This is a genomic window from Pseudenterobacter timonensis, from assembly GCF_900021175.1.
In the GTDB taxonomy this organism is placed as follows: Bacteria; Pseudomonadota; Gammaproteobacteria; order Enterobacterales; family Enterobacteriaceae; genus Enterobacter; species Enterobacter timonensis.
This window is the reverse complement of record NZ_FCOP01000013.1, coordinates 396,835-422,721: the sequence shown is the minus strand read 5'-3', so window position 1 is coordinate 422,721 and position 25,887 is coordinate 396,835. Positions and strand designations below refer to the sequence as shown.

At 56.5% G+C, this 25,887-nt stretch carries 18 protein-coding genes and 5 tRNA genes; 9 read left to right on the top strand and 14 right to left on the bottom strand.

Features of this window, described 5'->3' with window-relative positions:
• Positions 1 to 33 precede the first annotated feature (33 nt).
• On the top strand, positions 34 to 369 hold the full coding sequence (locus BN3796_RS17450; RefSeq protein ID WP_061709620.1) for a DUF496 family protein: 336 nt from the start codon (positions 34 to 36) through the stop codon (positions 367 to 369).
• Positions 370 to 476: 107 nt separating this feature from the next.
• Here the strand turns inward: BN3796_RS17450 and BN3796_RS17445 are convergent.
• A tRNA-Asn gene (locus BN3796_RS17445) sits at positions 477 to 552 on the bottom strand.
• A gap of 193 nt (positions 553 to 745) precedes the next feature.
• Here BN3796_RS17445 and BN3796_RS17440 point away from each other — a divergent pair.
• Together BN3796_RS17440 and BN3796_RS17435 are read left to right on the top strand one after the other, a co-directional pair.
• A complete protein-coding gene (locus tag BN3796_RS17440) occupies positions 746 to 2,221 on the top strand; it encodes an EmmdR/YeeO family multidrug/toxin efflux MATE transporter (RefSeq protein WP_061709619.1) in 1,476 nt (491 codons plus the stop codon).
• 80 nt (positions 2,222 to 2,301) lie between these two features.
• Positions 2,302 to 2,377 (top strand) — tRNA-Asn (locus BN3796_RS17435).
• 77 nt (positions 2,378 to 2,454) lie between these two features.
• Here the strand turns inward: BN3796_RS17435 and BN3796_RS17430 are convergent.
• The 3 genes from BN3796_RS17430 to shiA all read right to left on the bottom strand — a co-directional run bounded on the left by BN3796_RS17430 (position 2,455) and on the right by shiA (position 7,076).
• Complete coding sequence (locus BN3796_RS17430; protein ID WP_061709618.1) at positions 2,455 to 4,230, bottom strand: aminopeptidase P family protein; 1,776 nt, start codon at positions 4,228 to 4,230, stop codon at positions 2,455 to 2,457.
• Between the two features lie 15 nt (positions 4,231 to 4,245).
• The gene (locus BN3796_RS17425) at positions 4,246 to 5,700 is read right to left on the bottom strand and encodes an AMP nucleosidase (protein WP_061709617.1); all 1,455 of its coding nucleotides are present in this window, start codon (positions 5,698 to 5,700) and stop codon (positions 4,246 to 4,248) included.
• Between the two features lie 74 nt (positions 5,701 to 5,774).
• On the bottom strand, positions 5,775 to 7,076 hold the full coding sequence (shiA, locus tag BN3796_RS17420) for a shikimate transporter (protein WP_061709616.1): 1,302 nt from the start codon (positions 7,074 to 7,076) through the stop codon (positions 5,775 to 5,777).
• 237 nt (positions 7,077 to 7,313) lie between these two features.
• Between shiA and BN3796_RS17415 the strand changes: the two genes are divergently transcribed.
• Complete coding sequence (locus BN3796_RS17415; RefSeq protein ID WP_061709615.1) at positions 7,314 to 7,700, top strand: VOC family protein; 387 nt, start codon at positions 7,314 to 7,316, stop codon at positions 7,698 to 7,700.
• Positions 7,701 to 7,854: 154 nt separating this feature from the next.
• On the opposite strand, the gene BN3796_RS17410 is transcribed toward BN3796_RS17415, so the two are convergent.
• A tRNA-Asn gene (locus BN3796_RS17410) sits at positions 7,855 to 7,930 on the bottom strand.
• A gap of 319 nt (positions 7,931 to 8,249) precedes the next feature.
• Here BN3796_RS17410 and nac point away from each other — a divergent pair.
• Entirely contained in the window at positions 8,250 to 9,167 is a 918-nt protein-coding gene (gene nac / locus BN3796_RS17405) for a nitrogen assimilation transcriptional regulator NAC (protein ID WP_061709614.1), read from the top strand.
• 96 nt (positions 9,168 to 9,263) lie between these two features.
• Positions 9,264 to 10,214: an HTH-type transcriptional regulator Cbl gene (gene cbl / locus BN3796_RS17400; protein ID WP_061709613.1), complete on the top strand. Its 951-nt coding sequence runs from the start codon at positions 9,264 to 9,266 to the stop codon at positions 10,212 to 10,214.
• 31 nt (positions 10,215 to 10,245) lie between these two features.
• Here cbl and BN3796_RS17395 read toward each other — a convergent pair whose 3' ends face one another.
• The 3 genes from BN3796_RS17395 to mtfA form a co-directional block, all read right to left on the bottom strand.
• Complete coding sequence (locus BN3796_RS17395) at positions 10,246 to 12,435, bottom strand: TonB-dependent siderophore receptor (RefSeq protein ID WP_061709612.1); 2,190 nt, start codon at positions 12,433 to 12,435, stop codon at positions 10,246 to 10,248.
• Between the two features lie 439 nt (positions 12,436 to 12,874).
• Positions 12,875 to 12,950, bottom strand: a tRNA-Asn gene (locus tag BN3796_RS17390).
• A gap of 100 nt (positions 12,951 to 13,050) precedes the next feature.
• On the bottom strand, positions 13,051 to 13,848 hold the full coding sequence (mtfA, locus tag BN3796_RS17385) for a DgsA anti-repressor MtfA (RefSeq protein WP_061709611.1): 798 nt from the start codon (positions 13,846 to 13,848) through the stop codon (positions 13,051 to 13,053).
• A 92-nt stretch (positions 13,849 to 13,940) separates the two neighbouring features.
• On the opposite strand from mtfA, the gene BN3796_RS17380 reads away from it, so the two are divergent.
• Positions 13,941 to 14,030, top strand: a tRNA-Ser gene (locus BN3796_RS17380).
• 82 nt (positions 14,031 to 14,112) lie between these two features.
• Here the strand turns inward: BN3796_RS17380 and iraM are convergent.
• From iraM to BN3796_RS17360, 4 genes are all read right to left on the bottom strand, one after another.
• Positions 14,113 to 14,484 carry an anti-adapter protein IraM gene (gene iraM, locus BN3796_RS20405; RefSeq protein ID WP_073885270.1) on the bottom strand — a complete coding sequence of 124 codons (372 nt, stop codon included), beginning with the start codon at positions 14,482 to 14,484 and terminating at the stop codon, positions 14,113 to 14,115.
• Positions 14,485 to 14,994: 510 nt separating this feature from the next.
• A complete protein-coding gene (locus BN3796_RS17370; protein ID WP_061709609.1) occupies positions 14,995 to 15,666 on the bottom strand; it encodes an SOS response-associated peptidase family protein in 672 nt (223 codons plus the stop codon).
• Positions 15,667 to 15,793: 127 nt separating this feature from the next.
• Entirely contained in the window at positions 15,794 to 17,443 is a 1,650-nt protein-coding gene (gene fumA / locus BN3796_RS17365; RefSeq protein ID WP_061709608.1) for a class I fumarate hydratase FumA, read from the bottom strand.
• A gap of 54 nt (positions 17,444 to 17,497) precedes the next feature.
• Positions 17,498 to 19,006, bottom strand: coding sequence for an anion permease (locus BN3796_RS17360; RefSeq protein ID WP_061709607.1), 1,509 nt, complete (start codon positions 19,004 to 19,006; stop codon positions 17,498 to 17,500).
• 612 nt (positions 19,007 to 19,618) lie between these two features.
• Between BN3796_RS17360 and BN3796_RS17355 the strand changes: the two genes are divergently transcribed.
• Positions 19,619 to 22,396: a flavocytochrome c gene (locus tag BN3796_RS17355; protein WP_061709606.1), complete on the top strand. Its 2,778-nt coding sequence runs from the start codon at positions 19,619 to 19,621 to the stop codon at positions 22,394 to 22,396.
• A 96-nt stretch (positions 22,397 to 22,492) separates the two neighbouring features.
• Positions 22,493 to 23,458 carry an FAD:protein FMN transferase gene (locus BN3796_RS17350; RefSeq protein ID WP_061709605.1) on the top strand — a complete coding sequence of 322 codons (966 nt, stop codon included), beginning with the start codon at positions 22,493 to 22,495 and terminating at the stop codon, positions 23,456 to 23,458.
• Here BN3796_RS17350 and dcuR read toward each other — a convergent pair.
• The gene (gene dcuR / locus BN3796_RS17345) at positions 23,439 to 24,158 is read right to left on the bottom strand and encodes a two-component system response regulator DcuR (protein ID WP_061709604.1); all 720 of its coding nucleotides are present in this window, start codon (positions 24,156 to 24,158) and stop codon (positions 23,439 to 23,441) included. The genes BN3796_RS17350 and dcuR overlap by 20 nt on opposite strands.
• Positions 24,155 to 25,762, bottom strand: a complete 1,608-nt coding sequence (locus BN3796_RS17340) for a sensor histidine kinase (protein ID WP_061709603.1) — start codon at positions 25,760 to 25,762, stop codon at positions 24,155 to 24,157. The genes dcuR and BN3796_RS17340 overlap by 4 nt, the downstream gene beginning before the upstream one ends.
• Positions 25,763 to 25,887: the final 125 nt, after the last annotated feature.

Below are 25,887 nucleotides of genomic sequence, written 5' to 3'. Positions count from 1 at the left end.
GAATCCGAATCTCACATTATCAGGGGTGTAAAAATGGAAACTACTAAACCTTCGTTCCAGGATGTTCTGGAGTTCGTGCGTCTGTTCCGCCGCAAAAACAAACTGCAGCGTGAAATTCAGGACGTAGAGAAGAAGATCCGTGACAACCAGAAGCGCGTACTGCTGCTGGACAACCTGAGCGACTACATCAAGCCGGGCATGAGCGTGGAAGCGATCCAGGGCATTATCGCCAGCATGAAAAGCGACTATGAAGACCGTGTGGATGATTACATCATCAAAAACGCTGAGCTCTCCAAAGAGCGTCGCGACATCTCCAAGAAGCTGAAGGTAATGGGCGAAATGAAAAGCGCCGAAGCCAAAGGCGAATAATCCTTTTCAGTGCCAGAAAAAAGCTCCCTCATCAGGGAGCTTTTTTATTTTCTTTCTGACGGCGCAGAAAAGCAAAAAGCCCGCTAAAAAGCGGGCTTTTTTGAATCTGGCTCCTCTGACTGGACTCGAACCAGTGACATACGGATTAACAGTCCGCCGTTCTACCGACTGAACTACAGAGGAATCGTTGTGGAGGCTAATCTTAGCGGCGAAAAAAGTTTTGTCAAACCCCATCTTACCTACTTTTGTTCAACTGCCGATTCTGTCGACAGTTTGTTGTAATTCCCAACAATTTTTTTAAGGAAATACTTTGCAGGATATTGGTTTCTGCCCCATCATTTGAAATGAAGTTTCAACTTTATCCCTAAGGTCCATTTTGAACGTCACTGCCGCTTTACACCGGGCCGTCGCACGCACGCCCTGGTATGCCAAACGCAAAAGTTATCGTGTGCTTTTCTGGCGTGAAATCACCCCGCTTGCGATCCCCATTTTTCTGGAAAATACCTGCGTTCTGCTGATGGGGGTGTTGAGTACCTTCCTGGTAAGCTGGCTGGGTAAAGAGGCAATGGCCGGCGTGGGGCTTGCCGACAGCTTTAACATGGTGGTGATGTCCTTCTTCGCCGCCATCGACCTGGGGACCACGGTGGTGGTCGCCTTCAGCCTGGGTAAGCTCGATCCGAAGCGGGCGCGCGAGGCGGCACGCCAGTCGCTGATGATCATGACCCTCTTTTCCATCATCCTGGCGGGAGTAGTTCACTATTTTGGTCAGGAGATTATCGACTTTATCGCCGGGGAAGCGACCCCGGAGGTCAAAGCGCTGGCGCTGACCTATCTTGAGACGACCGTTCTGAGCTATCCGGCGGCAGCCATCGCGCTGATTGGCAGCGGGGCGATGCGCGGGGCAGGGAACACTAAAATTCCGCTGATGATCAACGGCGGCATGAATATCCTCAATATCATGATCAGCACCGTGCTCATCTACGGTATTTTCTCCTGGGACGGGCTGGGCTTTATCGGCGCGGGCCTCGGGCTGACCATCTCCCGCTACATCGGCGCGGCGGCAATCGTGGTGGTGCTGATGGTGGGCTTTAAGCCGGAGCTGCGCATCACCCTCAGAAGCTATTTCCGTCCACTTAATTTCGCCATTATCTGGGAGGTGATGGGCATCGGGGTTCCTGCCAGCATTGAGTCGGTGCTGTTTAATGGCGGTAAACTGCTCACCCAGATGTTTGTGGCCGGTATGGGCACCGACGTTATCGCCGGTAACTTTATCGCCTTTTCCATTGCCTCGCTCATCAACCTGCCGGGTAACGCCCTCGGGTCGGCTTCCACTATCATCACCGGCAAACGACTGGGAAAAGGGCAGATAGGCCAGGCGGAGCGCCAGCTGCGCCACGTCTTCTGGCTCTCCACCATCGGGCTGACCCTTATCGCCTGGGGAACGGCGCCGTTTGCCGGGCTGATGGCCTCGTTTTACACCCATGAAGAGGATGTAAAAGAGGTGGTGAAAATCCTCATCTGGCTCAACGCCGCCTTTATGCCCATCTGGGCGGCGTCGTGGGTGCTGCCCGCCGGGCTGAAAGGGGCGCGCGACGCCCGTTTCGCCATGTGGGTCTCGATGTTGGGAATGTGGGGCTGTCGCGTGGTGGCCGGTTATACGCTGGGGATTGTGCTCGGTTGGGGCGTGGTCGGCGTCTGGCTGGGGATGTTCCTCGACTGGGCGGTGCGTGGCGTGCTCTTCTACTGGCGAATGGTCAGCGGCCGCTGGCTATGGAAATATCCGCGGGTTAAACCCGCCCTAGCGTCAGCGCCCCCGGCAGAACGGCTGCCAAATGCGCAAGGTGGAGAATAAATCGGCAAACGATCGGTTTTGCGCATTCAACCTTTGACAACGGGGAGTGCCATCGATAATATGCGCCCCGTTCACACGATTCCTCTGTAGTTCAGTCGGTAGAACGGCGGACTGTTAATCCGTATGTCACTGGTTCGAGTCCAGTCAGAGGAGCCAGATTCAGAAAAGCCCGCTTTTCGCGGGCTTTTTGCTTTTCTGCGTTTACCGGGCCGCTTAAGCCGCCCGGCCACATCTTAACTGCCCTGAACCCGTATCGGGGCGGTGGCGGCAAAGAGCCATGGTCGCGCATCGCTCTCCACTCGCGGCGACAGCGCTTCCCGCACCCGCTGGTGATACTCATCCAGCCACTGTTTCTCCCGCTCGCTCAGCAGGTTTAATTCCACCTGGTTGAGGTCGATGGGGATCAGCGTCAGGGAGGCGAACCGACAAAAGCCCGGCGCGCTGTCGACAATCTCCACCTGGTTCTCAATGCGGATGCCGTGGCTTCCCTCCTGATAATAGCCCGGCTCAATGGTCATAATGCTGCCCGCCACAAGCGGCCATGGATTGACCTTTTTGGCGATACGCTGCGGATTTTCATGGATCAACAGCTGATGCCCCACGCCGTGGCCGGTGCCGTGGTCATAATCCAGCCCCAGCGCCCACAGCGGCTGACGCGCAAATGCATCCAGCTGGTGGCCATGGGTGCCGGAAGGAAACTGCAATCCAATCAGCGCTAAAAAGCCTTTCAGCACGGCGGTGTAGTGCAGGCGCTGCTGCGGGGTCACTTTGCCCCAGGCAAGCGTGCGCGTGGCGTCGGTAGTCCCGTTCTGGTACTGGCCGCCGGAATCGTTCAGATAAAACTGGTCGCGGGTCAGCGGCAGGCTGGTCGCCTCGCTGGAGTGGTAGTGACACATCGCCGCATTACTGCCTGCCGCGGAGATAGTAGAAAAACTTGGCTCAATAAAGCCCGCCTGCTGCTGGCGAAACGCCAGCTGGCGGTCTTGTACCTCCAGCTCGGTAAGGGGATTGCCGTCAGCCTCCCGCAGGGGAACCTCCCGCGACAGCCAGGCCAGGAAGTTCACCCACGCCGCCCCATCCGCCAGGTGACACTCCCGGTATCCCGCCAGCTCCACCGGATTTTTGATCGCCTTTATAAAGGTGATGGGATCCGCCTGCCAGAGAATTTCGCCCTGCGGCTCGATAGCAAAGCGCAGCGCCACCGGGGCGGCGTTTTCATCCAGCCAGACGCGCCTGCCCGCGCTGAGTTCGCGGCAGCGTTCAACAAACGCCTCCTGCGGAGCGACGGTGACCCCCTCCAGCACGCTGGCGGGCAATGTTCGCAGCTTCGCCTGGGCTACAAACCATTCCACCTCTCCGGTGCGGCTGAGGAGCGCAAACGAGAGCGGTACCGGGTTCATCGGCACATCGGCCCCGCGAACGTTCAGCAGCCAGGCGATATTATCCGGCAGGGTAATTGCCAGATAATCCACGCCGACCTCGGCCAGCCGCTGCGCCACCCGCTGGCGCTTCTCCGCGCTGCTCTCTCCGCTCACCGCCAGCGTCATCTCGCGGATTTCTCCTGCGGGCGCCGCCGGGCGATCGTGCCAGAGGGTATCAAAGGGCGAGGCCTCAAGCGGGGTCAGCTGGCACGGCGTGGCGGTCAGCAGCGCATATTCCGCGTTGGTCATCAGCAGCGGTTCGAAGGCGATGCGGCTGCCCGCAGCCACGTTCTCCTGCAACCACTGCGCCAGCGGCTCGTTATGCAGATGGTGGATCTCAAACGCATCGGTATTAACCTGCAGGCGCGCCTGCACCTGGTAGCGTCCGTCCACAAACAGCAGGGCGCGATCGGGTAATACCAGCGCCAGCCCGGCGGAGCCGTCAAAGCCGGTCAGCCAGGCGAGCTTGTCATCATGCGGCGCGCTGTTCTCGCTCTGCCACGGGTCGGCGCGCGGGACGATCATTCCGTCCAGGCGGTTTTCCTGTAACCAGCGGCGCAGCGAGGATAAAGCTGAAGTGGTTTGCATAGGGTGGCCTTTTAGTTAGCGGAACGGCGGTTCGTTAAAGGTACGCAGCTTGCGCGAATGGAGCCGATCGCCTTCCGCCCGCAGAAGATCGATAGCGCGGATGCCGATCTGTAAATGTTCGGAAATAGCCCCCTCATAGAAGCGGTTTGCCTGCCCCGGTAGCTTGATCTCTCCATGCAGCGGTTTGTCGGAGACGCAGAGCAGAGTGCCGTAAGGGACGCGAAAACGGTAGCCCTGGGCGGCGATGGTGGCGCTCTCCATATCGATCGCCACCGCGCGGCTCAGGTTAAAGCGCAGGGCGGAGGCGGAGTAGCGCAGCTCCCAGTTACGATCGTCAGTGGTAACCACGGTGCCGGTGCGCAGGCGCTGTTTTACCTCTTCCCCAGGCATAGCGCTCACCTCTTTGGTGGCGTCGTAGAGGGCGCGTTGCACCTCCGCGATGCTTGGAATAGGAATATCCGGCGGCAGCACCGCATCCAGCACGTGATCGTCGCGCAGGTAGGCGTGGGCCAGCACATAGTCGCCAATCAGCTGGCTTTCACGCAGCCCACCGCAATGGCCGATCATCAGCCAGACGTCCGGGCGCAATACCGCCAGGTGATCGCAGATGGTTTTGGCATTTGACGGGCCAACGCCGATGTTGATAAGGGTAATGCCCTGACCGTCGGCGGTGATGAGATGCCAGGCGGGCATCTGATGTTTTTTCCACGCCAGATCGGAAATGGCCTCTTCCGGCGCTTCGGTTTCGGCAGTGATCCAGATCCCGCCCGCGCAGGAGAGGGCAATGTAGGGGCTGTCCGGGTCGAGGATCTGACTGCATCCCCAGCGCACAAACTCATCCACGTAGCGGGTATAGTTGGTAAACAGCACGAAGGGCTGGAAATGCTCTGCGGGGGTGCCGGTGTAGTGACGCAGGCGCGCGAGGGAAAAATCGACGCGGCGGGCGTCAAAATGCGACAGCGGGGCGAACTCTGCCGGGTGGTAGATCCCGTCGGCGGTCTCATCGCCAATCTGCGACAGCTCCGTGGTCGGGAAGTGGCGAGTCAGCCCCGCGCTCATCGAGCGGTCCAGGGTCAGAGCCGAGCCGTCAATCACGTAGGGATAGGGGATCTCATGCCGGGACGGTTCTACCGCAATATGCGCGCCGTAATCCCGGTAGAGCAGGGTCAGCTGCTCTTCAAGATAGGCGCGAAAAAGCGACGGACGGGTGATGGTGGTGGAAAAACAGCCGGGATGGGTGAAACGGGCCCAGGCGCGGGTTTTGGGCGGGTTGGTGGTGCTGCCGTCCCAGGTGACCGAGAGGGAGGGATAGACAAAGAGGCCGTTGTTTCTGGCCTCTTGTTCGGGAAGCGTACCTTCCTCAATGTAACGGCCAATCGCGTCGCGTAACGCGTTGACCGACTGCTCATATAACGCTTCCAGTTTATCCAGCGCCTGAGTCGGGGTCAGGCTGGAGCCCTTGTTAATCATCTCTGTCTCCTTGTTCCACAGGTGTGCGGCTTACCCGATAGTATGTCACACGTTTGTGAAACAAAAGTCAGACTTCAGGGCGTCTCCTTCATCAGCAGCGCCGTCGCGGCGGAGATAAGACAGCCGACCAGCAGGTAGAGTGCCACGCTGTGCCAGTCGCCGCCGGAGAAAGTGACCAGCGCCGCGGCGATAAACGGCGTAAAGCCGCCGCCCACCACGCTCGCCACCTGATAACCGACCCCGGCGCCGCTGTAGCGGTAGCTGGCGCCAAACATACTGGTAAACATTGGCTGTTGCACGCAGACCACCATGTCGTGGGCGACGTTGGCGAGCATAATGGCGAAAAAGACAATCCAGAAAAGCGACTGCGACTCCAGCGCCAGAAAGAAGGGCCAGGCGCTCAGGGTGCCGATAAGCGCCCCGGTAATATAAACACGCCGACGGCCATACCGATCCGCAAGCCAGGCGAAGCAGGGGATAGTCAGGCAGCTCAGTCCGCCCACCAGCAGACCAATATTCAGAAAAAGCTCACGCGGCAGGCCGAGATTCTGGGTGGAGTAGTTCAGCGCGAAGGCGGTGACGATATACATCGTCAGCAGTTCACACAGGCGCAGGGCGATGATCTTCCCGAAGGCGGCGGGATGTTTTACCAGCGCTTCCACCACCGGCAGCGACCGTTTTGCTGCGGGCTTGTTCTGCTCAAACTCTTGCGACTCTTCCATACCGTTGCGCACCCACAGGGCGGCCAGCACCAGCACGATGCTGAACAGGAAGGGGATCCGCCATCCCCAGCTCAGAAACTGCTCATCCGTGGTATAGACGCTGATAAGCGAGACCAGCCCGGTGGAGAGTAACAGCCCCACGCCGTAGCCCACCTGGACGCCGCTGCTGTAGAACGCTTTTTTATGCTTTGGCGCGCTTTCAACGGAGAGCAGCGCCGCGCCGCCCCATTCGCCGCCCACCGCGAAGCCCTGAACGGCGCGCAGCGTTACCAGCAACACGGGCGCCCACCAGCCGATAGCGGCAAAGGAGGGAAGGAGGCCAATGAGCGCCGTGGCGATACCCATCATCCAGACGGTGAGCATCAGCATGCGCTTGCGGCCCAGCCGGTCGCCGAAATGACCGAAGATCACCCCGCCGAGCGGACGAAAGAGGAAGCCGACGCCAAAGGTCGCGAATGCCGCCAGCGTGCCCATAGCCGGGCCGATCTGCGGGAAAAATTCGCGGTTAAACACCAGCGCGGCGGTAATGCCATACAGCAGAAAATCATACCAGTCGACGACGGCGCCCGCGAAGCTGCCCAGGGCAGCGCGGCGGGCACGGTTAAGCGAAAGGGTCTCCTCGGCCAGGCGATCGGATGAGAGAGTGGAGTCCATAGTTGTCCTGTCTTTAGTTTTTTAGTTATTAGAATATTGAAAGGTTACTCACACTGCGTGGGTCTTAACGACGCAGGCAATGAGACTACCGCGACAGGCGACAGGAGGAAACGATTTATTTGCGGGCGGCGCGGAAAACGTGCAATGACCGGCAGGCACTAACCGACAAATCGGATGGGGCATTTTCTGTAAGCTAAGCAGGACAATATGAACATCTGCTGAAAAGGAGCGTACCGGATGGTTATGCACATGCGTATTGCCAGACCCGTTTCGAATCTTTACCGATCATTTTTAATGTACAGCCAGGGGCTGAAACTCAATAAGATTGCCGACTTCAATGATCATGAAGGATTTGACGGAATCATGCTCGGGCATGAAGCGCTGGGCTGGCATATCGAGTTTACCTGGTGCCGCCGTCATCCGCTGAAGCCCTCACCAACAGAAGAGGATTTGCTGGTGCTCTATTACCCTGATAAAGCGGAGTGGGAACAAGTTTGTGACAGAATGCGTGCTGCTGGCTTTAGCGTGGCCACCGCATTTAATCCGTACTGGGATGTGAATGGCATAACGTTTGTCGATTCTGATGGTTACAGGGTCGTTATCCAGAACCGGGCGTGGGGTTAAGGTAAACGTTGGGTTTGAAAGTTTAACCAGCCTGGCAGGAGAAGACGCTAAATAAAATATCCCGGAATCGTTGCCAGAAAGATTATTCATGTCGACCCGCGCGCATAAACGCAGAAAAGCAAAAAGCCCGCTAAAAAGCGGGCTTTTCTGAATTTGGCTCCTCTGACTGGACTCGAACCAGTGACATACGGATTAACAGTCCGCCGTTCTACCGACTGAACTACAGAGGAATCGTGTGAACGGGGCGCATATTATCGGGGTGAGGGGACCTTGTCAAAGGGTGGAACGTCTTAAGTTGTTCGTTTGCTGACAAAATCAGCAGGGCGACGATTTTTTAACACGGCACGCCCTCTTTTGGTGCAAATTTACCCCTTATGGGGCAGATCGGAATCCGCTGTTTGCCTGCAAAACCCGGGTTGGGGATTAGTTTCTCTTATTTTCAGCCGCTTAACGCCGTTAAACGTTAATGCTTAAAAGTGGCATTCATATTGCAAAACCCTTTCATCACTTTGCGTCAGCACCGGCGCGTTATTTTGAACAGGGGGCAACATGAACTTAAGACGACTGAAATACTTCGTGAAAATTGTCGATATCGGCAGCCTGACCCAGGCCGCAGAAGTGTTACATATCGCACAGCCTGCGCTCAGCCAGCAGGTCGCCACTCTGGAAGGTGAACTGAATCAGCAGCTGTTAATCCGTACCAAGCGCGGGGTGACGCCTACCGAGGCCGGTAAGGTGCTCTATACCCACGCGCGGACCATCCTGCGCCAGTGTGAGCAGGCGCAGCTGGCGGTGAATAACGTCGGGCAGACTCTCAGCGGCCATGTCTCTATTGGCCTGGCGCCGGGAACGGCTGCCTCCTCCATTACCATGCCGCTGCTGCAGGCGGTCCGCGCCGAGCTGCCGGAAGTGCTGGTCTATCTGCACGAAAACAGCGGGGCGGTGTTAAACGATAAGCTGCTGAGCGGCCAGCTTGATATGGCGGTACTCTACGATCGCGCGCCTATCGCGGGGATCACCAGCCAGCCGCTGCTGAAAGAGGATCTCTATCTGGTCGGCACGCGCGACTGCCCGGGGCAGAGCGTCGATCTGGCGGCGGTGGCGGAGATGAATCTCTACCTGCCGCGCGACTACAGCGCCGTGCGTCTGCGCGTGGATGAAGCTTTCTCCCTGCGTCGCCTGACCGCAAAAATTATTGGCGAGATTGACTCTCTCTCCACGCTGACCGCCGCGATTGCCAGCGGAATGGGGGTAACCGTGTTGCCTGAATCGGCGGCGCGCTCGCTCTGCGGAGCGGCAAACGGCTGGATGGCGCGCATCACGACCCCTTCCATGAGCCTGCCGCTGTCGCTGAACGCCTCCGCGCGCGGCTCGCTCTCCCCGCAGGCCCAGGCGGTAAAAGAGATCCTCATGTCGCTGGTGAGCCGCCCGATGCTGGAAAACCGCGAGCTGCAGCTGGTGAGTTGATATTCCCTTAAAGCATAAGATACGGAGTTTTATTATTTGTTCTGCGGGCCAGCTGACTTTAACAATAACGTTATGTCAGATGGTCCGGAGCGAATCGTGAACTTTCAGCAGCTTAAAATTATCCGTGAAGCGGCAAGGCGGGACTACAACCTGACCGAAGTCGCCAGTATGCTTTATACCTCCCAGTCGGGCGTCAGCCGCCATATCCGCGAACTGGAGGAAGAACTGGGTATAGAGATCTTCATCCGGCGCGGTAAACGGCTGCTGGGGATGACGGAGCCGGGGAAAGCGTTACTGGCGATTGCCGAGCGTATCCTGAACGAGGCCAGTAACGTCCGTCGTCTGGCGGATCTCTTCACCAACGACGCCACCGGCGTGCTGACTATCGCCACCACCCATACCCAGGCGCGCTACAGCCTGCCTTCTGTCATCAAGGCCTTCCGCGAACTTTTTCCCGAGGTGCGTCTGGAGCTTATTCAGGGCACGCCGCAGGAGATCGAAACGCTGCTGCAAAACGGTGGGGCGGATATCGGCATTGCCAGCGAACGGCTAAGCAGCGATCCGCTGCTGGTGGCTTTCCCCTGGTTTCGCTGGCATCACAGCCTGCTCTTGCCAGCGGATCACCCCCTGACGCAAATTTCCCCCTTAACGCTTGAGGCGATTGCTAAATGGCCGCTGATTACCTATCGGCAGGGGATTACCGGCCGTTCACGTATTGACGAGGCGTTTAAACGCAAGGGGCTGACGCCAGATATCATTCTCAGCGCCCAGGATTCAGATGTCATAAAAACCTACGTTGAACTGGGGTTAGGTATTGGCCTGGTGGCCGAACAGTCCGGCGCAGAACGGGAGGCGGAAAATCTGGTGCGGCTGGATACCCGGCATCTCTTCGATGCCAATACCGTCTGGCTGGGGCTGAAGCGCGGGCAGCTGCAGCGTAACTACGTCTGGCGCTTTATCGAGCTGTGCAACGCTGGTTTATCGATGGAGGAGATCAGGCGACAGGTGATGGAGCCGGAAGAAGTGGCGCTTGACTGGCAGATCTAAGCGCCGCCCGCACAACGGGCGGCGCCGTTTATCAGAACAATACCGAGTAGTTCAGGCCAAAGGTCCGACCGCGGCCCTTATAGGTATAGAGGCCCGGTGCGCCGTAGGTCGGGCTGTAGAGCCCCGGCGCACGCTGTCCCCAGGCGGTGGTGTAATCTTTATCCAGCACGTTCTCCACGCTGAAGCTCAGCTTGCCCACCGGCAGGGCGTAGCTGCCGAGGAGATCCACGGTGTTATACCCGTCAATCTTCTTGCCGTCGGCATCGGAGAGATCGAAGGTCTGGGTACTCTGCACGCGCAGCGTCCAGTCACCCGGCGCCCAGTTAACCCATGCGCTGGCTTTTGAGGGGCTGGCGCTGTCTACGGTCAGTTTTTGCCACTTTCCATCCTGCTGCGTTTCGGACTTAATGGCGTTAAAGTTCGCGCCGGTGCTCCAGTCGCTGTCAGTAAAGAAGTAGTCCACCTGGCCTTCCACCCCATAGATACGCCGTTTGTCATCTTCGAGGTTGATGGTCATATCTGACTTGTTGATGGTGATGGTCTTGTCGGAAAGCGAGTAGTAGGCGGCAATCTGCGTGCGCAGGTTATCGCCGGTGAAGCGCCAGCCCAGCTCGTAGGCGTTAACCTTAATGCCGTCGAGCGTCGAGTCGTTAACGTTGACGCTGTTCAGCAGACGATAGTGACCATCCACCAGCTCGTAAGTACCGGAACCGTAATATTTCGCCAGATCGGGGATCTCGAAGCCCTGCGAGAAGTTAAACCACAGCTGCTGGCGTTCGGTCAGGCGGCCCAGGATCCCGGCGTTAAACAGAAGATTGTTATAGTCGGTTTTGCCGCCCGGTACCGCATCCGCCGAGGTGGCCCTGCCGGTGGCGATGCCCTGCTGCTGGGCATAGCCGACAAACTCGTCCACCTTGTTTTCCGTGTACTGGTAGCGCACGCCGCCGCTCAGGGTAATGGCTTCGATGTCGTAGCTCGCCTGCAGGAAGGGCGCGAGGTTGGTGATGCTGTAGCTCGGGTAGCGGCCCACGTTATAGGCGTTATCCAGCTCCATGCCGCCGCTCGCCGCCGCTTTCGCCAGATCGAAGAACTGCTGGTTGGCGTCGAAGGTTTCATGTTCCGCGTCCACCCCCCAGGTCAGCGTCAGATCCTCCACCGGTTCGCTGTTGATCGTCAGCTTGCCGCCGTAGAAGTCGGTGTTCTGCTGCGATGCACCGATGCTGGTTACGCTGCCCCTGGTCAGGGTCGGAAAGGGGTAGTAAGTCAGACTCTCGTCGCGATAGTAGATCTGCGCCACCAGATCCTGCCCGAAGAAGTCGGTACTGGAGTATTGCAGGTTAATCAGGTGACGCTCGGTGCCTGGAATACGGTCCGAATCGAGGTTGCCTTGATTTCTGGCGTTGCCCTCGCCGGTGACTGCTGAGAAGTTCTCGCCGAGGAAGAGGCCATGCTTGCCGTCAGACTCGCTATTATAGTACTGCGCGGTCAGCTGCAGCTGCTGATGATCGTCGATGGTCAGGGTGCCGGTGCCCATTACATCCAGACGGTCAGAGTACTGCAGCCCCGTCTGGGTATTATCGATAATCACCTCGTCGCCGTTGCCGTCGTACCAGCCGCCGTAGCGCTGGTAAGAGACGGAGAGCCGTCCGGAAGCGTTATCGTTGCCGCCGCTGACCGCCGCCGAGACGTTCTCGTCGTGGTCGTTATGGCTGTTAAAGCCGCTTTTCGCCCCGGTCTGGAACTCCACCTCTCTTTCCGGCTGGCCCTTTTTGGTGACGATGTTAATCAGGCCGCCGGTGCTGCCGCCGCCATACAGGGAGGTGGCGCCGGAGATGACTTCAATATGATCGATATTAAAGGGATCGATAGCGTCAAGCTGGCGGCTGTCGCTGCGCGATGAGTTCAGACGCACACCATCCACCATCACCATCATCGAACGCCCGCGCATGTTCATGCCGTAGTTGGTGCGTCCCTGGCTGCTGACGTCCATGCCCGGTATCAGCTGCGCCAGCACCTCTTTAATCTCTTTGCCGCCCTGAACCTGCTGCTCAATTTCAGCCTGTTCAATAACCCAGGTGGTCTGCGCCATCTCCGCCACGCTGCGGTGCGCACGGCTGGCGGAGACGACCATATCTTCTTCCTTTTTTTCTTCCGCCCACGCAGAGGCAGAAAGCATCGCAAGCAGGCACGGATTCAATACCCAGAGATGAGAACTTTTCATTGTTATGTTGATCCTGAATGTGTGTCAGTACGCAATGTTGCTAAGGCGGATGAGCCGGGTGGGGAGCAAGCGACCGGGATCATAGTTGCCTTACTTGATAATTGTTATCGTTATCATAGAGATTCCGTTTACGCTAGCAACTGTTTTTGTAATATTTGTTTTCATTAACTTCATATTTTCCTCACATTTTCTGGTGCTATATAGATGCTTTGCTTGCAATCAGCGTTATTAGCTCGCTATAACGCCGGAAAAAGAGGGCAGGTATCAGCCATGCGGCCAGCAGATGGAGGTGTGAAACGGGTCGTGCGAATGGTGTTGCGATAGCGTCGAAACGGCCGAAAAGGGAAATTGCGGTGGGGGCGTGAAGGCCCAAAGCTACAAGTCAGAAGCAGAAAGCAGAAAAGCAAAAAGCCCGCTAAAAAGCGGGCTTTTCTGAATTTGGCTCCTCTGACTGGACTCGAACCAGTGACATACGGATTAACAGTCCGCCGTTCTACCGACTGAACTACAGAGGAATCGTGTGAACGAGGCGCATGTTAATGGCCTCGCTATTTTGTGTCAACACCTAATTTAAAGTGCTGATTCAACTGGCTAATTATAGCTCAGAATGGCGTTTTAATGTACTTGAGCGGAAGAAAGGGGATCAGGGCGCTCGTTATCACGTAAACGCTGCAGCGGATCCTGCTGATAAAATTGGCAGAAGCGTTGCCACAGGGCCGGGAAGCGGGGGGCAAAAAGCTCCGGCGCGCTGAAAAAATACTCCGACAGCACCGCGAAACATTCCGCCGGATCGGTCGCCGCATAGGCATCAATACTGGCGGCGCTTTCGCCAACCAGGTCGATCTCATCCTGGATGTTATTCATCGCCGCATGTAAATCATGCTCCCAGCCCGCCACTTCGCGTAGCGGAATAAAGGGTACGCCGCTGGCGCGATCGCCGTTGCGGCTGTCGAGCTTGTGCGCCACTTCGTGAATAATCAGGTTAAAACCGGAAGCGTCGAAAGAGTCCTGAATATCGAGCCAGTTGAGGATAATGGGACCCTGCTGCCAGCTCTGGCCGGACTGCACCACGCGCTGGCTGTGTACCAGCCCAATATCATCTTCCCATTCATCATCCACCACAAAGGGGGCCGGGTAGATCAATACTTCATGGAAGCCATCCAGCCACTCAATGCCCAGTTCCAGTACCGGCAACGCGAATAAAAGCGCGATGCGCGCGCTGTTCAGATCGTTGAGTTCGAAGCCCTGTAGCGGAACCAGACGCTTTAGCTGCAGAAAACGTCCGGCAAGCTGTACCAGACGGGCCTGTTCCGCCGAAGAGAGATTCGCCAAAAGAGGGATGGCCAGCGCGTCTTCCCACGGTAACGCCACATTTTTAGCGGGTTCATTCGACTTCCAGGGCCACTTTATCATCGCTTTGCTCGCAAACTCATCACTTGAACAAAATTGCAGGGTCAGGAGCTGTTAAAATGCCAAATTTCCTGGCATTATGGCAACCCTAAAACGGAGAGATGCCGGAGCGGCTGAACGGACCGGTCTCGAAAACCGGAGTAGGGGCAACTCTACCGGGGGTTCAAATCCCCCTCTCTCCGCCACTATTCAAGCACTTACGCTCGCGATTTTCAGTGATTCAAATCCCATTGAGATAAAAACCTACTTTGTACGCCAGCTGGCGTATCAATGACGCATTCTGACTACATTCAGCGCATGGGGATTGGTGACGAACCCATGAGGGCATTTTTGTGCGCGGCACTGGTGGGAGTAATGACAGGTGCCCGCGGAGGGGTGTCTGTTATAGGGGCAGGACATCTTATCCTCAAGTTCCAGCCAGAAATTTTTGCGGTACGGGGAAACATTATAAAGGGTAAGACGCTGAAACCGGCCGTTAATGATTACGCCTGACTGCGTAGGAGTGATGATATCTCCAGGGTATAAATAAACATCACTCTCATACCAGATAATGAGCTTAAGCAATTTCATACTGGTAATACTCGAATATACGATTCCCGTGTCAGGACAAATAATAGAACTCATGACTTTCCATGCCATTCGTATACCTCATGCAGAACTTAAGCTAAAAATAATTTAATCAAGATATGAATATATTTAGCACGTGAACCATTAGACGGCAACATTACCACTGTCTTAAAACTGGTATGATTTTAAGGGCTTACACAAAACTCTTTATAATCATAAGGATATAGTAAATTCTTACAAAGTAAAAAAATGTATTTATAAAAGTAATATTAATATTTCTGATCAATTTATGATCAGGGTTTAAGCAGCACATGTAATCATGCTTTAAACTATTAGGCTGATATTCAAAAAAATTTTATATTTCTCTCTACCTGTAATTCCTGAAATAAAGACAATTATTAGTGAATGGTTTCCTGAAGAAATAGTTTCTCCATGCATATATCAGGGAGAAAGGAAATCTCCCCTGGAAGCCGCAGGAATGTTACGCTGTTCTGTTTAATGCGCCAAAAAAAGAGAATAACACTACGGAATAGTGATGAAGGAAGGGAAAGGTCTTATCATTGGTAACAAAGCAGTACAGAATTACGTCAGAGGAGCGATAAGTTCCGGGCCCTGATTTTTAATATTCCCTACTGCCCGCGTAACGGGGTGCCAGACGAACTCCTGGGCCGCCACTGCGCCCTCCCTGGCAAGGGTTTGTGCCTGCTGGCTATCGGTATCCTGACGCAGCCACTCCCTGGCGGCCTCAGGGGAGAGCACCAGAGGCCGCCTGTCGTGTATATCTACCAGCCCTTTATCGGCGGCGGACGTCACGATTAAAAACCCCTCATGTTCATTCGCCTGCGCAAAAGGCCGCTTTCCGATGGCTGCCATAAAGATGGGCTGGCCGTCTGCGCGATGAATAAACCAGGGCTGTTTAATATCACCTTCCCGTTTCCATTCAAACCAGCCGTCAGCGAAGCAGATGGCCCGGCCATGCTGCCAGAGCGGCTTAAACATGCGGCTGGTGGCGGCAGTTTCGACGCGGGCATTAATGAGGGGCGCTTTATGCCACCAGGCGGGGGCATAGCCCCAGAAGACCGGATCGAGACGCAGCTTTTCCTCCTGCTCATAAAGCAGCAGGACTTTTGTACCGGGCGCAACGTTATAGTGCGCCAGAGGAAGCGGATCCCAGGGAATATCCCGATCGGTTTCATCCGTGATCAGGGTCAGATAGTCGTCACGACTCTGCGCCTGAGCAAATCGTCCACACATAACACCTCCGTTAACGTATTAACAGTATAGCTAACAGAGGAGGGTTAAAATTAATGCGTCGGGCGCGATCCCCGAAGCGACAGGGGAGCATTAAAAAAGCCAGGCGGCTGCCTGGCTTCGGGAGGGGTTAGCGCTGCGAGCAGCCCGCGCACTGTTTATTCTGGATCTGCTGGAAGAAATCGTTGCCTTTGTCATCCACCAGGATAAACGCCGGGAAGTTTTCGACCTCGATTTTCCAGATGGCTTCCATCCCCAGTTCAGGCCAGGCCACGCACTCCAGGCTCTTGATGCTGTTCTGCGCCAGGACCGCCGCCGGGCCGCCGATGCTGCCCAGATAAAAGCCGCCGTACTTATGACAGGCGTCGGTCACCTGCTGGCTGCGGTTACCTTTTGCCAGCATGATCATACTGGCGCCGTGGGACTGCAGCAGATCCACATAGGAGTCCATGCGCCCTGCGGTCGTCGGGCCTAAGGAACCAGAGGCATAGCCTTCCGGGGTTTTGGCCGGACCCGCGTAGTAGATCGGATGATCTTTTACGTACTGGGGTAGCGCTTCGCCATTGTCGAGCAGCTCTTTCAGTTTTGCATGAGCGATATCACGCGCCACGATAATGGTGCCGTTCAGTGAGAGACGCGTGGAGACCGGGTGAGCGGAGAGCTGCTCCAGGATCTCTTTCATCGGGCGATTAAGATCGATGTTAACCGCTTCGCCTTCACCCTGTTCACGCAGCGACGCCGGAATATACTGCGCCGGGTTGTGCTCCAGCTTCTCGATCCAGATGCCGTCGCGGTTGATCTTCGCTTTGATATTACGGTCTGCCGAGCAGGAGACGCCCATACCAATCGGGCATGACGCGCCGTGACGCGGCAGGCGAATGACGCGGATATCGTGGGCGAAATATTTCCCGCCGAACTGCGCGCCGAGGCCGAGGTTTTGCGCCTCCTGCATCAGCGCCTCTTCAAGCTGCACGTCGCGGAACGCCTGGCCGTGCTCGTTACCTTCAGTCGGCAGGCCGTCATAGTAGCGGGTGGAGGCGAGTTTGACTGTTTTCAGAGTGCTTTCCGCGGAGGTGCCGCCAATCACAAAGGCGATATGGTACGGCGGGCAGGCGGCTGTGCCGAGGGTGCGCATCTTCTCCACCAGGTAGTTTTTCAGCTTCGCTGGCGTAATCAGCGCTTTGGTCTCCTGGTAAAGATAGGTTTTATTGGCGGAACCGCCCCCCTTGGCGATGCAGAGGAATTTATACTCTTCGCCGTCCACGCTATAAAGATCGATCTGCGCAGGCAGGTTGGTGCCGGTGTTGACCTCTTTATACATATCCAGCGCGGCGTTCTGGGAGTAACGCAGGTTATCTTCAGTGTAGGTGTTATAGACACCCTGGCTGAGCGCCGCCTCATCGCCGCCGCCGGTCCAGACGCGCTGACCTTTTTTACCCATAATGATGGCGGTGCCGGTATCCTGGCAGGTTGGAAGCACCCCTTTGGCCGCGATTTCAGAATTGCGCAGGAACTGCAGGGCCACATATTTATCGTTTTCGCTGGCCTGCGGATCGTTCAGAATGGCAGCGACCTGCTGCTGGTGGGAGGGGCGCAGCATAAACGCCGCATCGTGGAACGCCTGCTGTGCCAGCAGGGTCAGCGCCTGCGGCTCGACCTTGAGGATCGGCTGGCCGTCAAAATCAGCCACCGAGACATGCTCTTTAGTCAGCAGATAGTATTCAGTCTCATCTTTTGCCAGCGGGAAGGGATCCTGGTAAACAAACGGTTTATTGGACATCGCTTTTCACTCCATAAAATAAAACCGCCGGATGTTGCCACCCGGCGGCGAGAATCAGAACATCATGGTCATCCACGGATAGCCAATCAGCAGCAGGGCGGCCAGGAAAATCGCACCAAAGATAGTGCCAAGGCGCCAGTAGTCTTTGGTCGGCAGGTAGCCGCTGCCGTAGTAAATCGGGCTCGGGCCGGTGCCGTAAGGGGTGATGATCCCCATGATACCCAGCGAGGTGACCATCAGCAGGACAAACACCTGCATATTCATGCCCGGAATGGTGGAGGCGATGGTCAGCATCGCAGGCAGCAGCGCGGTGGTGTGCGCGGTGGTGCTGGCGAAGAGGTAATGCAGCAGATAGAACGCCAGCAGCAGAACGATGGTCGCCACGCCCGGGGAGATGCCGCTCATCAGCATGCCGCCCTCTTTACCCAGCCAGCCGATAAAACCGGTGGCGGAAAGGCCGTCCGCCAGCGCCACCAGGGTGGCGAACCAGACGAAGGTGTTCCAGGCCGCTTTGTTGCCGGTAATATCGTTCCACTCCAGCACGCCGGTCCAGAGCATCAGGCCGATGATCAGCAGGGCCGCCATTGCCGGCTCAATCCACGCGGCAGCGAAGATCCACATGAGCAGGGCGCAGCAGACAAAGACCAGCAGCAGAATTTCATTGCGCGACAGTTTGCCCAGCTTCTCCAGCTCGCGGCTCGCCCACAGAGGCACTTCATCGTTGACTTTGACCTCAGGCGGATAGAACCAGTAGGCCAGCAGCGGCATGGCGAGGATCAGCAGCACGCCCAGCGGCAGGAAGGCGATAAACCAGGTGCCCCAGGAGATGTTGATGCCCACAATGCTCTTCACCAGCGCCAGGGCCAGCAGGTTTGGCGCCAGCGCGGAAAGGAACATCGAACTGGTGATACAGGCGGCGGTGATCGCCACCCACATCAGATAGGAGCCGATGCGGCGCGCGCTCGGGTCGTTGGGCTTCGAGCCATAAAGCGGCGGCAGGTTCGCAATGATCGGGTAGATGGTCCCGCCGCTACGCGCGGTGTTGGACGGCGTAAACGGTGCCAGCAGCAGATCCGCGAGCGTGATGGCATAGCCCAGCGTCAGGCTGCGGCGGCCCAGATATTTCACCAGGATCAGCGCCAGGCGGCGGCCGAAACGGGTTTTATCGTAACCGGCAGCAAACATAAAGGCGCCGAAAATCAGCCAGACGGTGGAGTTGCCGAAGCCGCTTACCGCCCATTTAAAAGAAGCGCCCGCGAGCTTGAACTTCGGATCGGCCAGCTGTTCGGGGCTGAAGAGCACCCACTGGCTGCACAGGGCGATAGCAACCACCCCGGTCAGGCCAATTACCGCGCCGGGCAGCGGTTCGAAGATCAAACCGACAATCACCCCGACGAAGATGGCGAAGTAGTGCCAGGCATAGGGCGGTAAGCCTGCCGGTACCGGAACAAACAAGAGCAGCACTGCGACAATAATCGGCAGCGCCAACATGAGCAGACGGTTTTTCTTCCCGTTTGCCGGCTTGCTCGCCGCAGAGGGCGTTACAGCTGTTTTTGCATTCATAGTTTCACGTCTTAAGTTGTCAGGAATGGGGTTAATAAAGCGAGGCGCGAGATCTTTTTTAATTATTTTGCTTTTTTTAGTTATTAAAGGTCTCTTTTTGCCATCGCTCTAATAGCGATTTAACGCTTTATTGGAAGCGCTAAATTAAAATGTGAACATATTTATATATTGCGCTTTTGAGGGCTGATTCTTTTGATCGCGATCAAAAAAACGCAATTACAGGAGTAGAAATAATCGAATGGGAATAACCCTGTTGAGTTATGTGGTTATTATTAACTGAATAACTAACAATGACGACTAAAATATCCCATAAGATCTGGATTTGTTTTATAAGTATATGTAAAATATAGATATTATTATTCCTGATGAGGTGATGCTAAGTAAACGAAAAGTTAACATTGTTTATTTTGATGTGAATGAAGTGAGTTATTGTCTCTAACACTTTTGTATTAACGATGTTATTGGTGGGATTAAATAGTTTTATAACTAACGTAATCACTTTTGTAATTAAAGATATCGCTATAGTAGGCATTATGAAATTCGGCGAAAAATAGAACCAAAACGCGGGCCGATACAGAATTTGAAAATTAATTTTAAGTTTGGAGTATTATTATGAACACTAACGATCGCCTGTTTAGCTCGTTCACTTTACCCAACGGTACAGAGCTGAAAAACCGATTATTTATGGCTCCGATGACCACCTGTACGGGGTATTATGACGGCTCCGTTACCAGTGAGCTGGTGGAGTATTACCGCGTCCGCGCAGGCAGCATCGGCACTATCATCGTTGAATGCTGCTTTATTGACGATCTGGGGCTGGCGTTTCCGGGAGCCATTGGTATCGATCACGATGACAAAATCCCAGGCCTTGCGAAAATCGCCGACGCCATCCACGGGGAAGGCTCCAGAGCGATTCTCCAGATCTATCACGGCGGCCGCATGGTCGACCCGAAGCTTATCGGCGGGCGTACACCAGTCGGCCCGAGCGCCGTTGCCGCACCGCGTGAAGGGGCTGCAACCCCTGTCGCCTTAACCGGGGAAGAAGTGGAAGGGATGATCGGTAAGTTCGGCGAAGCCGTACGCCGCGCCATTCAGGCCGGTTTCGACGGGGTGGAGATCCACGGCGCCAATACCTACCTGATTCAACAGTTCTACTCCCCTAACTCCAACCAGCGCAGCGACGAGTGGGGCGGCAGCCGTGACAATCGTGCCAAATTCCCCCTGGCGGTGCTGGATATCACCCACAAAATGGTGCGCCAGTACGCCGATGACGCCTTCATTATCGGCTATCGTTTCTCCCCGGAAGAGCTGGAAGTACCCGGTATCCGTTTCGATGACACCCTCTACCTGCTGGAGAAACTGGCGGCACGCGGGCTGGACTACCTGCATTTCTCCCTTGGCGCGGCGCTGCGTCCTTCCATCGTGAACACCGACGATCCGACCCCGCTTATCGATCGGTATTGCGCCCTGCGTTCCGAAACTCTGGCGCAAATTCCAATCATGGGCGTGGGCGGCGTGGTCAACGCCAGCGATGCCTGTGTGGCTATGGATCATGGCTATGACCTGATCGCCGTCGGTCGCGCTGCCATCGCCTACCCGGACTGGGCCGAACGCGTTCGTAACGGTGAGACTCTGGAGCTGTTTATGGACAGCACCCGGCGCGAAGCGCTGAACATCCCTGAACCGCTGTGGCGTTTCTCTCTGGTGGAAGCGATGATCCGCGACATGAGCATGGGGGAGTCGAAGTTTAAGCCGGGCGTATTTGTGGAAAACGTGCAGGACGACGCCAACGAACTGGTCATCAACGTTACGCTCGAAACCGACCGTATCGCCGATATTGAGCTGGCGGAAGGCCCGGATCAAAACGTCGAATTTATCACCAGTTTTGAAGAGATCCGCACCCGTATTCTGGATGCCAATACCCCGCATGTGGACGCGATTACCGGCGCCACCAGCCAGAGCGAGGCGGTGAAAAAAGCGGTCTCGAAAGCGATGGTGAAATCCAGCAAGGCGCTGGCGGCGGAAGAGGGCGTTGACCTGAATCAGGATCGCCGCGTTGACGTGGTGGTCGTGGGCAGCGGCGGGGCGGGGCTGGCAGCTGCTATCCAGGCCCATGACGAAGGGGCGAGCGTATTGATCGTCGAAAAAATGCCTACCATCGGCGGCAACACTATTAAAGCGTCGGCGGGGATGAACGCGGCAGAAACTCGTTTCCAGCGCGTCAAAGGCATTCAGGACAGCAAAGCGCTCTTCTACCAGGAGAGCCTGAAAGGGGGCGGTAACAAGAACAACCCTGAACTGCTGCACCGCTTCGTGGAGAACGCGCCGCAGGCTATCGAATGGCTGGCGACTCGCGGCATCATGCTGAACGACATTACTACCACCGGCGGGATGAGTATCGATCGTACCCATCGTCCGAAAGATGGCTCAGCGGTGGGGGGCTATCTGATCAGCGGCCTGGTGCGCAACGTCAACAAGCGCAACATTGAGGTGATGCTGGATACCTCCGTTACCGACATCGTGTTTGAAAACGGTGAAGTAACTGGCGTACGCCTCACCACGGAAGAGGGTGAAACGATAGTTGTCTCCACCCAAAGCGTGATCGTGGCGACCGGCGGCTTCAGCGCCAACAGCCAGATGGTGGTGAAATATCGCCCGGATCTGGACGGATTTGTCACCACCAACCACAAAGGGGCCACCGGCGGCGGCATCGCCCTGCTGGAGCGCATTGGCGCCGGTACCGTGGATATGGGTGAAATTCAGATCCACCCGACCGTGGAGCAGACTACCTCCTACCTTATCTCCGAATCCATCCGCGGCGGCGGAGCGATTCTGGTGAACCAGCAGGGCAACCGCTTCTTCAATGAGATGGAGACCCGCGACAAGGTTTCGGCGCAGATTATCGCCCTGCCGGAAAAATATGCCTATATCGTCTTTGACGAGCATGTGCGGGCGAAAAACAAAGCGGCGGATGAGTATATCGCGAAAGGGCTAGTCACCAGCGCCAGCTCGCCAAAAGCGCTGGCGGAGATGCTGGGCATGGATTACCACGCCTTCCTCGCCACGCTGGAACGCTACAATGGCTTCGTGGAAAAACAGCACGACGATGACTTCGGCCGTACCACCGCGCTGCGGGCGCCGATTAATGAAGGGCCGTTCCACGCGATCCGTATCGCCCCGGGCGTACACCACACCATGGGCGGCGTGACTATCAACACCGAGACCTGTGTGCTGAACAGGGAGCACCAGGTCATTCCGGGGGCGTTTGCTGCCGGTGAAGTGGTGGGTGGTATCCACGGCGGCAACCGTATCGGCGGTAACGCAGTGGCGGATATCATTATTTTTGGTACCCTTGCAGGACACCAGGCGGCGATGCGCGCAAAACGGTAAACGCCACATCGCTCAAGGCCGGGTAGCGAAACTGCCCGGTCCCTTCCTGAAGGGCCCGGGCAGCGCCATCCGGCAATGTTAACAGGGAACCATCGTATGTCATCTGACCATCGTATCTACAGCTACTCCGCCGTACTGATGGGCTCTCCCATCCTGCTCAAGCTTTACTCGCACAATGAAGCGCTCGCCGCGCAGGTCTTTCGCCTTATCAAGCAGTATGAAGATCTGCTTACCGTGAACCGCACCCCTTCGCAGGTCATGGAGATTAACCACGCCGCGGGCCGTCATCCCGTAACGGTAAGCCGCCCGGTGTTTGAGCTGATCCGCTGCGCGAAGGCGGCGAGCCTGGTGCCGGGCAGCGCCTTTAACCTGGCGATCGGCCCGTTGGTGAAGCGCTGGAAAATTGGCTTTAAGGGCGACAGCGTACCGCCTGCGGAGGAGATCGCCGCGCTGCTGGCGCTCACCAGTCCGGCGGAGGTATGCCTGGACGAAGAGGCGGGCAGCGTATTCTTAACCCGCCCCGGCATGGAGATCGATCTTGGCGCTATCGCCAAAGGCTATATCGCCGACCGGGTACGGGACTATCTGCGTAAGGCGGGCGAAACGGCAGGTCTCATCAACCTGGGCGGCAACGTGCAGACGCTCGGCTCCCCGGAAGGCGGCTGGACGGTGGGTCTGAAAAAACCGTTCAGCGAAGGGCAGGCGCTGGTGGGCGCGCTGGTGGTGAGCGACAAGTCGGTTGTCACGTCAGGCACCTACGAGCGCTACTTTGAGCGCGACGGCAAACGCTATCATCATATCCTCGATCCCCGCACCGGCTATCCGCTGGATAACGAGCTGGATAGCGTCACCGTGATCTCTACCGACTCGCTGGACGGCGATATCTGGACGACGCTCCTGTACGGCATGGGGGTGGCGAAAGGGTGTGCCGCGCTACGCGCACGGCCCGATATAGAGGCGATTTTTGTTACCCGTTCGCAAGAAGTGATCCTCTCCTCAGCGCGCCATTTCCGCTTTACGCTGCTGGATAATACCTTTCGCCTTACTGGCAATACTGTTTGAGCAATCCCGCCTGTTCCGGCTGTAGCCGGTAGCGATAGACCGGTCGCCCCGTCGCGCCGTAGTGAATGCTGGTAAACAAAATGGTGATTTGCGCAAGCCATATCAGATACTTGCGGCACGACACGCGGGAGATGCCCACCGCGTTCGCCAGATCGTCGGTGGAAAACTCCGCCTCCGGGTGGGCGTCGATCCACTGGCAGATGGTGCGCAGCGTCTGTGGCGTTAACCCTTTCGGCAGCCGTTTGCTGTCCGCCAGTTCCGGCGCGCCGCCGTGCAGGAGCCGGTCTACGTCCGCCTGCTCATAGTACTGGTGCGCCCCCATCATCTGTTTTTTCTCTTTCCAGCCGTTAAGCGCCTCTTCAAAACGCGGAAACTGGAACGGCTTGATCAGATAGTCCACTACCCCATAGTGCATAGAGGTCTGGATGGTGGCGGCGTCAGAGGCGGAGGAGATCATTATCACATCGATGGCGCGGCCTGAGGCGCGGATCGTCGGTAGCAGATCGAGACCATTATCCTGCTGCATATAGACATCAAGCAACACCAGATCGACAGGCTGGAGAGGATCGTAAATGACAGCCGTGGCCTGGGCGAGCGTAGAGGCCACGCCGCAGCAGCTAAACCCTTCTACCCGGTTTACATACAGGCGGTTAAGCTCGGCCACCATGGCGTCATCATCAACAATTAAAACATTTATCACGCGATTAACCTCTCGCTATCCCAGGGAATTTGAACAAAAAATTGAGTAAATACGCCAGGTTCCGACTCGACGGTGAGTTCACCGCCCAGTTTTTCAACCTCCTGACGAGCAAGAAACAGGCCTACGCCCCGGTGCTCCCCTTTAGTGGAGTAGCCTTTATTAAATATAGAGGCCAGGCGCGCGGGCTCAATACCGGGACCATCATCGCTCACTTCGGCGCTCAGCCAGCCGTTCTGATAATGTAACAGCAGCGTTACTTCGCCTTCCTGCTGGCCGGACATGGCGTCGAGGGCGTTTTCAATCAGATTGCCGAGGACGGTGATAAGCACCGTGACCTGCTGTTCGTTCGCCGTATCCGGCACCAGACACTCCTCTGCCAGCGTCAGCGTAACGCCCGCCTCTTTGGCACGATTAATTTTGCCCAGCAGAAAACCCGCGATCACCGGCGATTTGATCTTACTCTGAATGGCGCCGATATCGGTCTGGTAGTTGTGCGCCGTTTGCAGCACATACTCCTCCAGCTTGTCGTAGCGCTTCATATGCAGCAGGCCCAGAATAACATGCAGCTTATTCATAAATTCATGTGAGTGGCTGCGCAGAGCGTCAACGTAGTTCACCATGCCATCCAGACGCTGCATCAGCTGGCGGATCTCGGTTTTGTCGCGAAAGGTACAGATCGCACCGATAACGTCCTCGCGGCTTTTTACCGGCACGGTGTTGCAGACCAGCAGACGGCCGTTGCAGTTGATCTCCCTGTCCTGGCGGGCGACGCCGCTGCGCGCCACGTCGCGCAGGAGATCCATCATCGGCGTCTCTCCGGATTCGTCAGAGGGCAACAGCAGGATCTGCCGGGCGGTGTGGTTAACCATGGTGACGCGCCCGGCGCTGTCAATGGCCATCACGCCTTCCTTGAGCGACTGTAGCATCGCCTGGCGTTGTTCAAAGAGGGCGGATATTTCATACGGCTCCAGGCCAAACAGGATGCGCCTTATCACGCGCACCAGCGCCAAGGTGCCGAGAGTACCTACCAGTACGCTGAACAGCACCGTCCAGATCACGCTCCAGCGGCTGCGGCTCAACTGTTCATCCACCTTTTTGAGGGAGATGCCAACCACCACCACGCCGATCTGGCGATGAGCGGCATCATAAACCGGCGTAAATACACGCAGCGCCTCGGCAAGCACGCCGTGGTTAACCGAGACGTTCTCTTTGCCCTTCAGCGCTGGGGCGAGATCGTCACCGATAAATTGTTGGCCCAGCAGGCGGGTATCCGGGTGAGAAAAACGCACGCCCCGCATATCGGTCACCACCACATAGAGCAGGCCGTTGCGTCGGCTCACCGCGTCGGCAATTGGCTGAATAAGCGGGGTGGCGGGCGACAGCAAGAGGCCGCGCTTAATTTCCGGGTCATCGGCCAGCGTCCGGGCGATGGCCAGGGCGGTATCTTTCACGCCGTCGCGCGTCGCTTTCGTGATCTGCATAAAATAGAGGGCGCATAACACTAACAATACCGACCCAATCACACCGCAAATCATTAACGTGACCAGCGTGCTGAGCTTCATGGGGCGCTTACGCGTCATGGAAACAGGCTGTAAATCGCTCATGGAAACCCTGCTGCGAAGAGTAAAGGGGTAATTATCGCTGATGACGGCGCTTTCATAAAGGCATGTAAAAGCAGATAAAGGGCGCGCTTTTCGTGACCCCCCTCGCAGGTGAACCGGTAAAAACA

What these genes read in the sequence shown, in the direction of transcription:
- shiA (WP_061709616.1), bottom strand. Translation starts at nt 7,076, where the DNA reads ATGGACTCCACTCTCTCATCCGATCGCCTGGCCGAGGAGACCCTTTCG.
- BN3796_RS17415 (WP_061709615.1), top strand. Translation starts at nt 7,314, where the DNA reads ATGGTTATGCACATGCGTATTGCCAGACCCGTTTCGAATCTTTACCGA.
- BN3796_RS17350 (WP_061709605.1), top strand. Translation starts at nt 22,493, where the DNA reads ATGTCATCTGACCATCGTATCTACAGCTACTCCGCCGTACTGATGGGC.
- mtfA (WP_061709611.1), bottom strand. Translation starts at nt 13,848, where the DNA reads ATGATAAAGTGGCCCTGGAAGTCGAATGAACCCGCTAAAAATGTGGCG.
- BN3796_RS17425 (WP_061709617.1), bottom strand. Translation starts at nt 5,700, where the DNA reads ATGATTAACAAGGGCTCCAGCCTGACCCCGACTCAGGCGCTGGATAAA.
- BN3796_RS17430 (WP_061709618.1), bottom strand. Translation starts at nt 4,230, where the DNA reads ATGCAAACCACTTCAGCTTTATCCTCGCTGCGCCGCTGGTTACAGGAA.
- BN3796_RS17370 (WP_061709609.1), bottom strand. Translation starts at nt 15,666, where the DNA reads ATGTGTGGACGATTTGCTCAGGCGCAGAGTCGTGACGACTATCTGACC.
- BN3796_RS17360 (WP_061709607.1), bottom strand. Translation starts at nt 19,006, where the DNA reads ATGAATGCAAAAACAGCTGTAACGCCCTCTGCGGCGAGCAAGCCGGCA.
- nac (WP_061709614.1), top strand. Translation starts at nt 8,250, where the DNA reads ATGAACTTAAGACGACTGAAATACTTCGTGAAAATTGTCGATATCGGC.
- BN3796_RS17450 (WP_061709620.1), top strand. Translation starts at nt 34, where the DNA reads ATGGAAACTACTAAACCTTCGTTCCAGGATGTTCTGGAGTTCGTGCGT.
- iraM (WP_073885270.1), bottom strand. Translation starts at nt 14,484, where the DNA reads ATGGCATGGAAAGTCATGAGTTCTATTATTTGTCCTGACACGGGAATC.
- BN3796_RS17355 (WP_061709606.1), top strand. Translation starts at nt 19,619, where the DNA reads ATGAACACTAACGATCGCCTGTTTAGCTCGTTCACTTTACCCAACGGT.
- fumA (WP_061709608.1), bottom strand. Translation starts at nt 17,443, where the DNA reads ATGTCCAATAAACCGTTTGTTTACCAGGATCCCTTCCCGCTGGCAAAA.
- BN3796_RS17340 (WP_061709603.1), bottom strand. Translation starts at nt 25,762, where the DNA reads ATGAGCGATTTACAGCCTGTTTCCATGACGCGTAAGCGCCCCATGAAG.
- BN3796_RS17395 (WP_061709612.1), bottom strand. Translation starts at nt 12,435, where the DNA reads ATGAAAAGTTCTCATCTCTGGGTATTGAATCCGTGCCTGCTTGCGATG.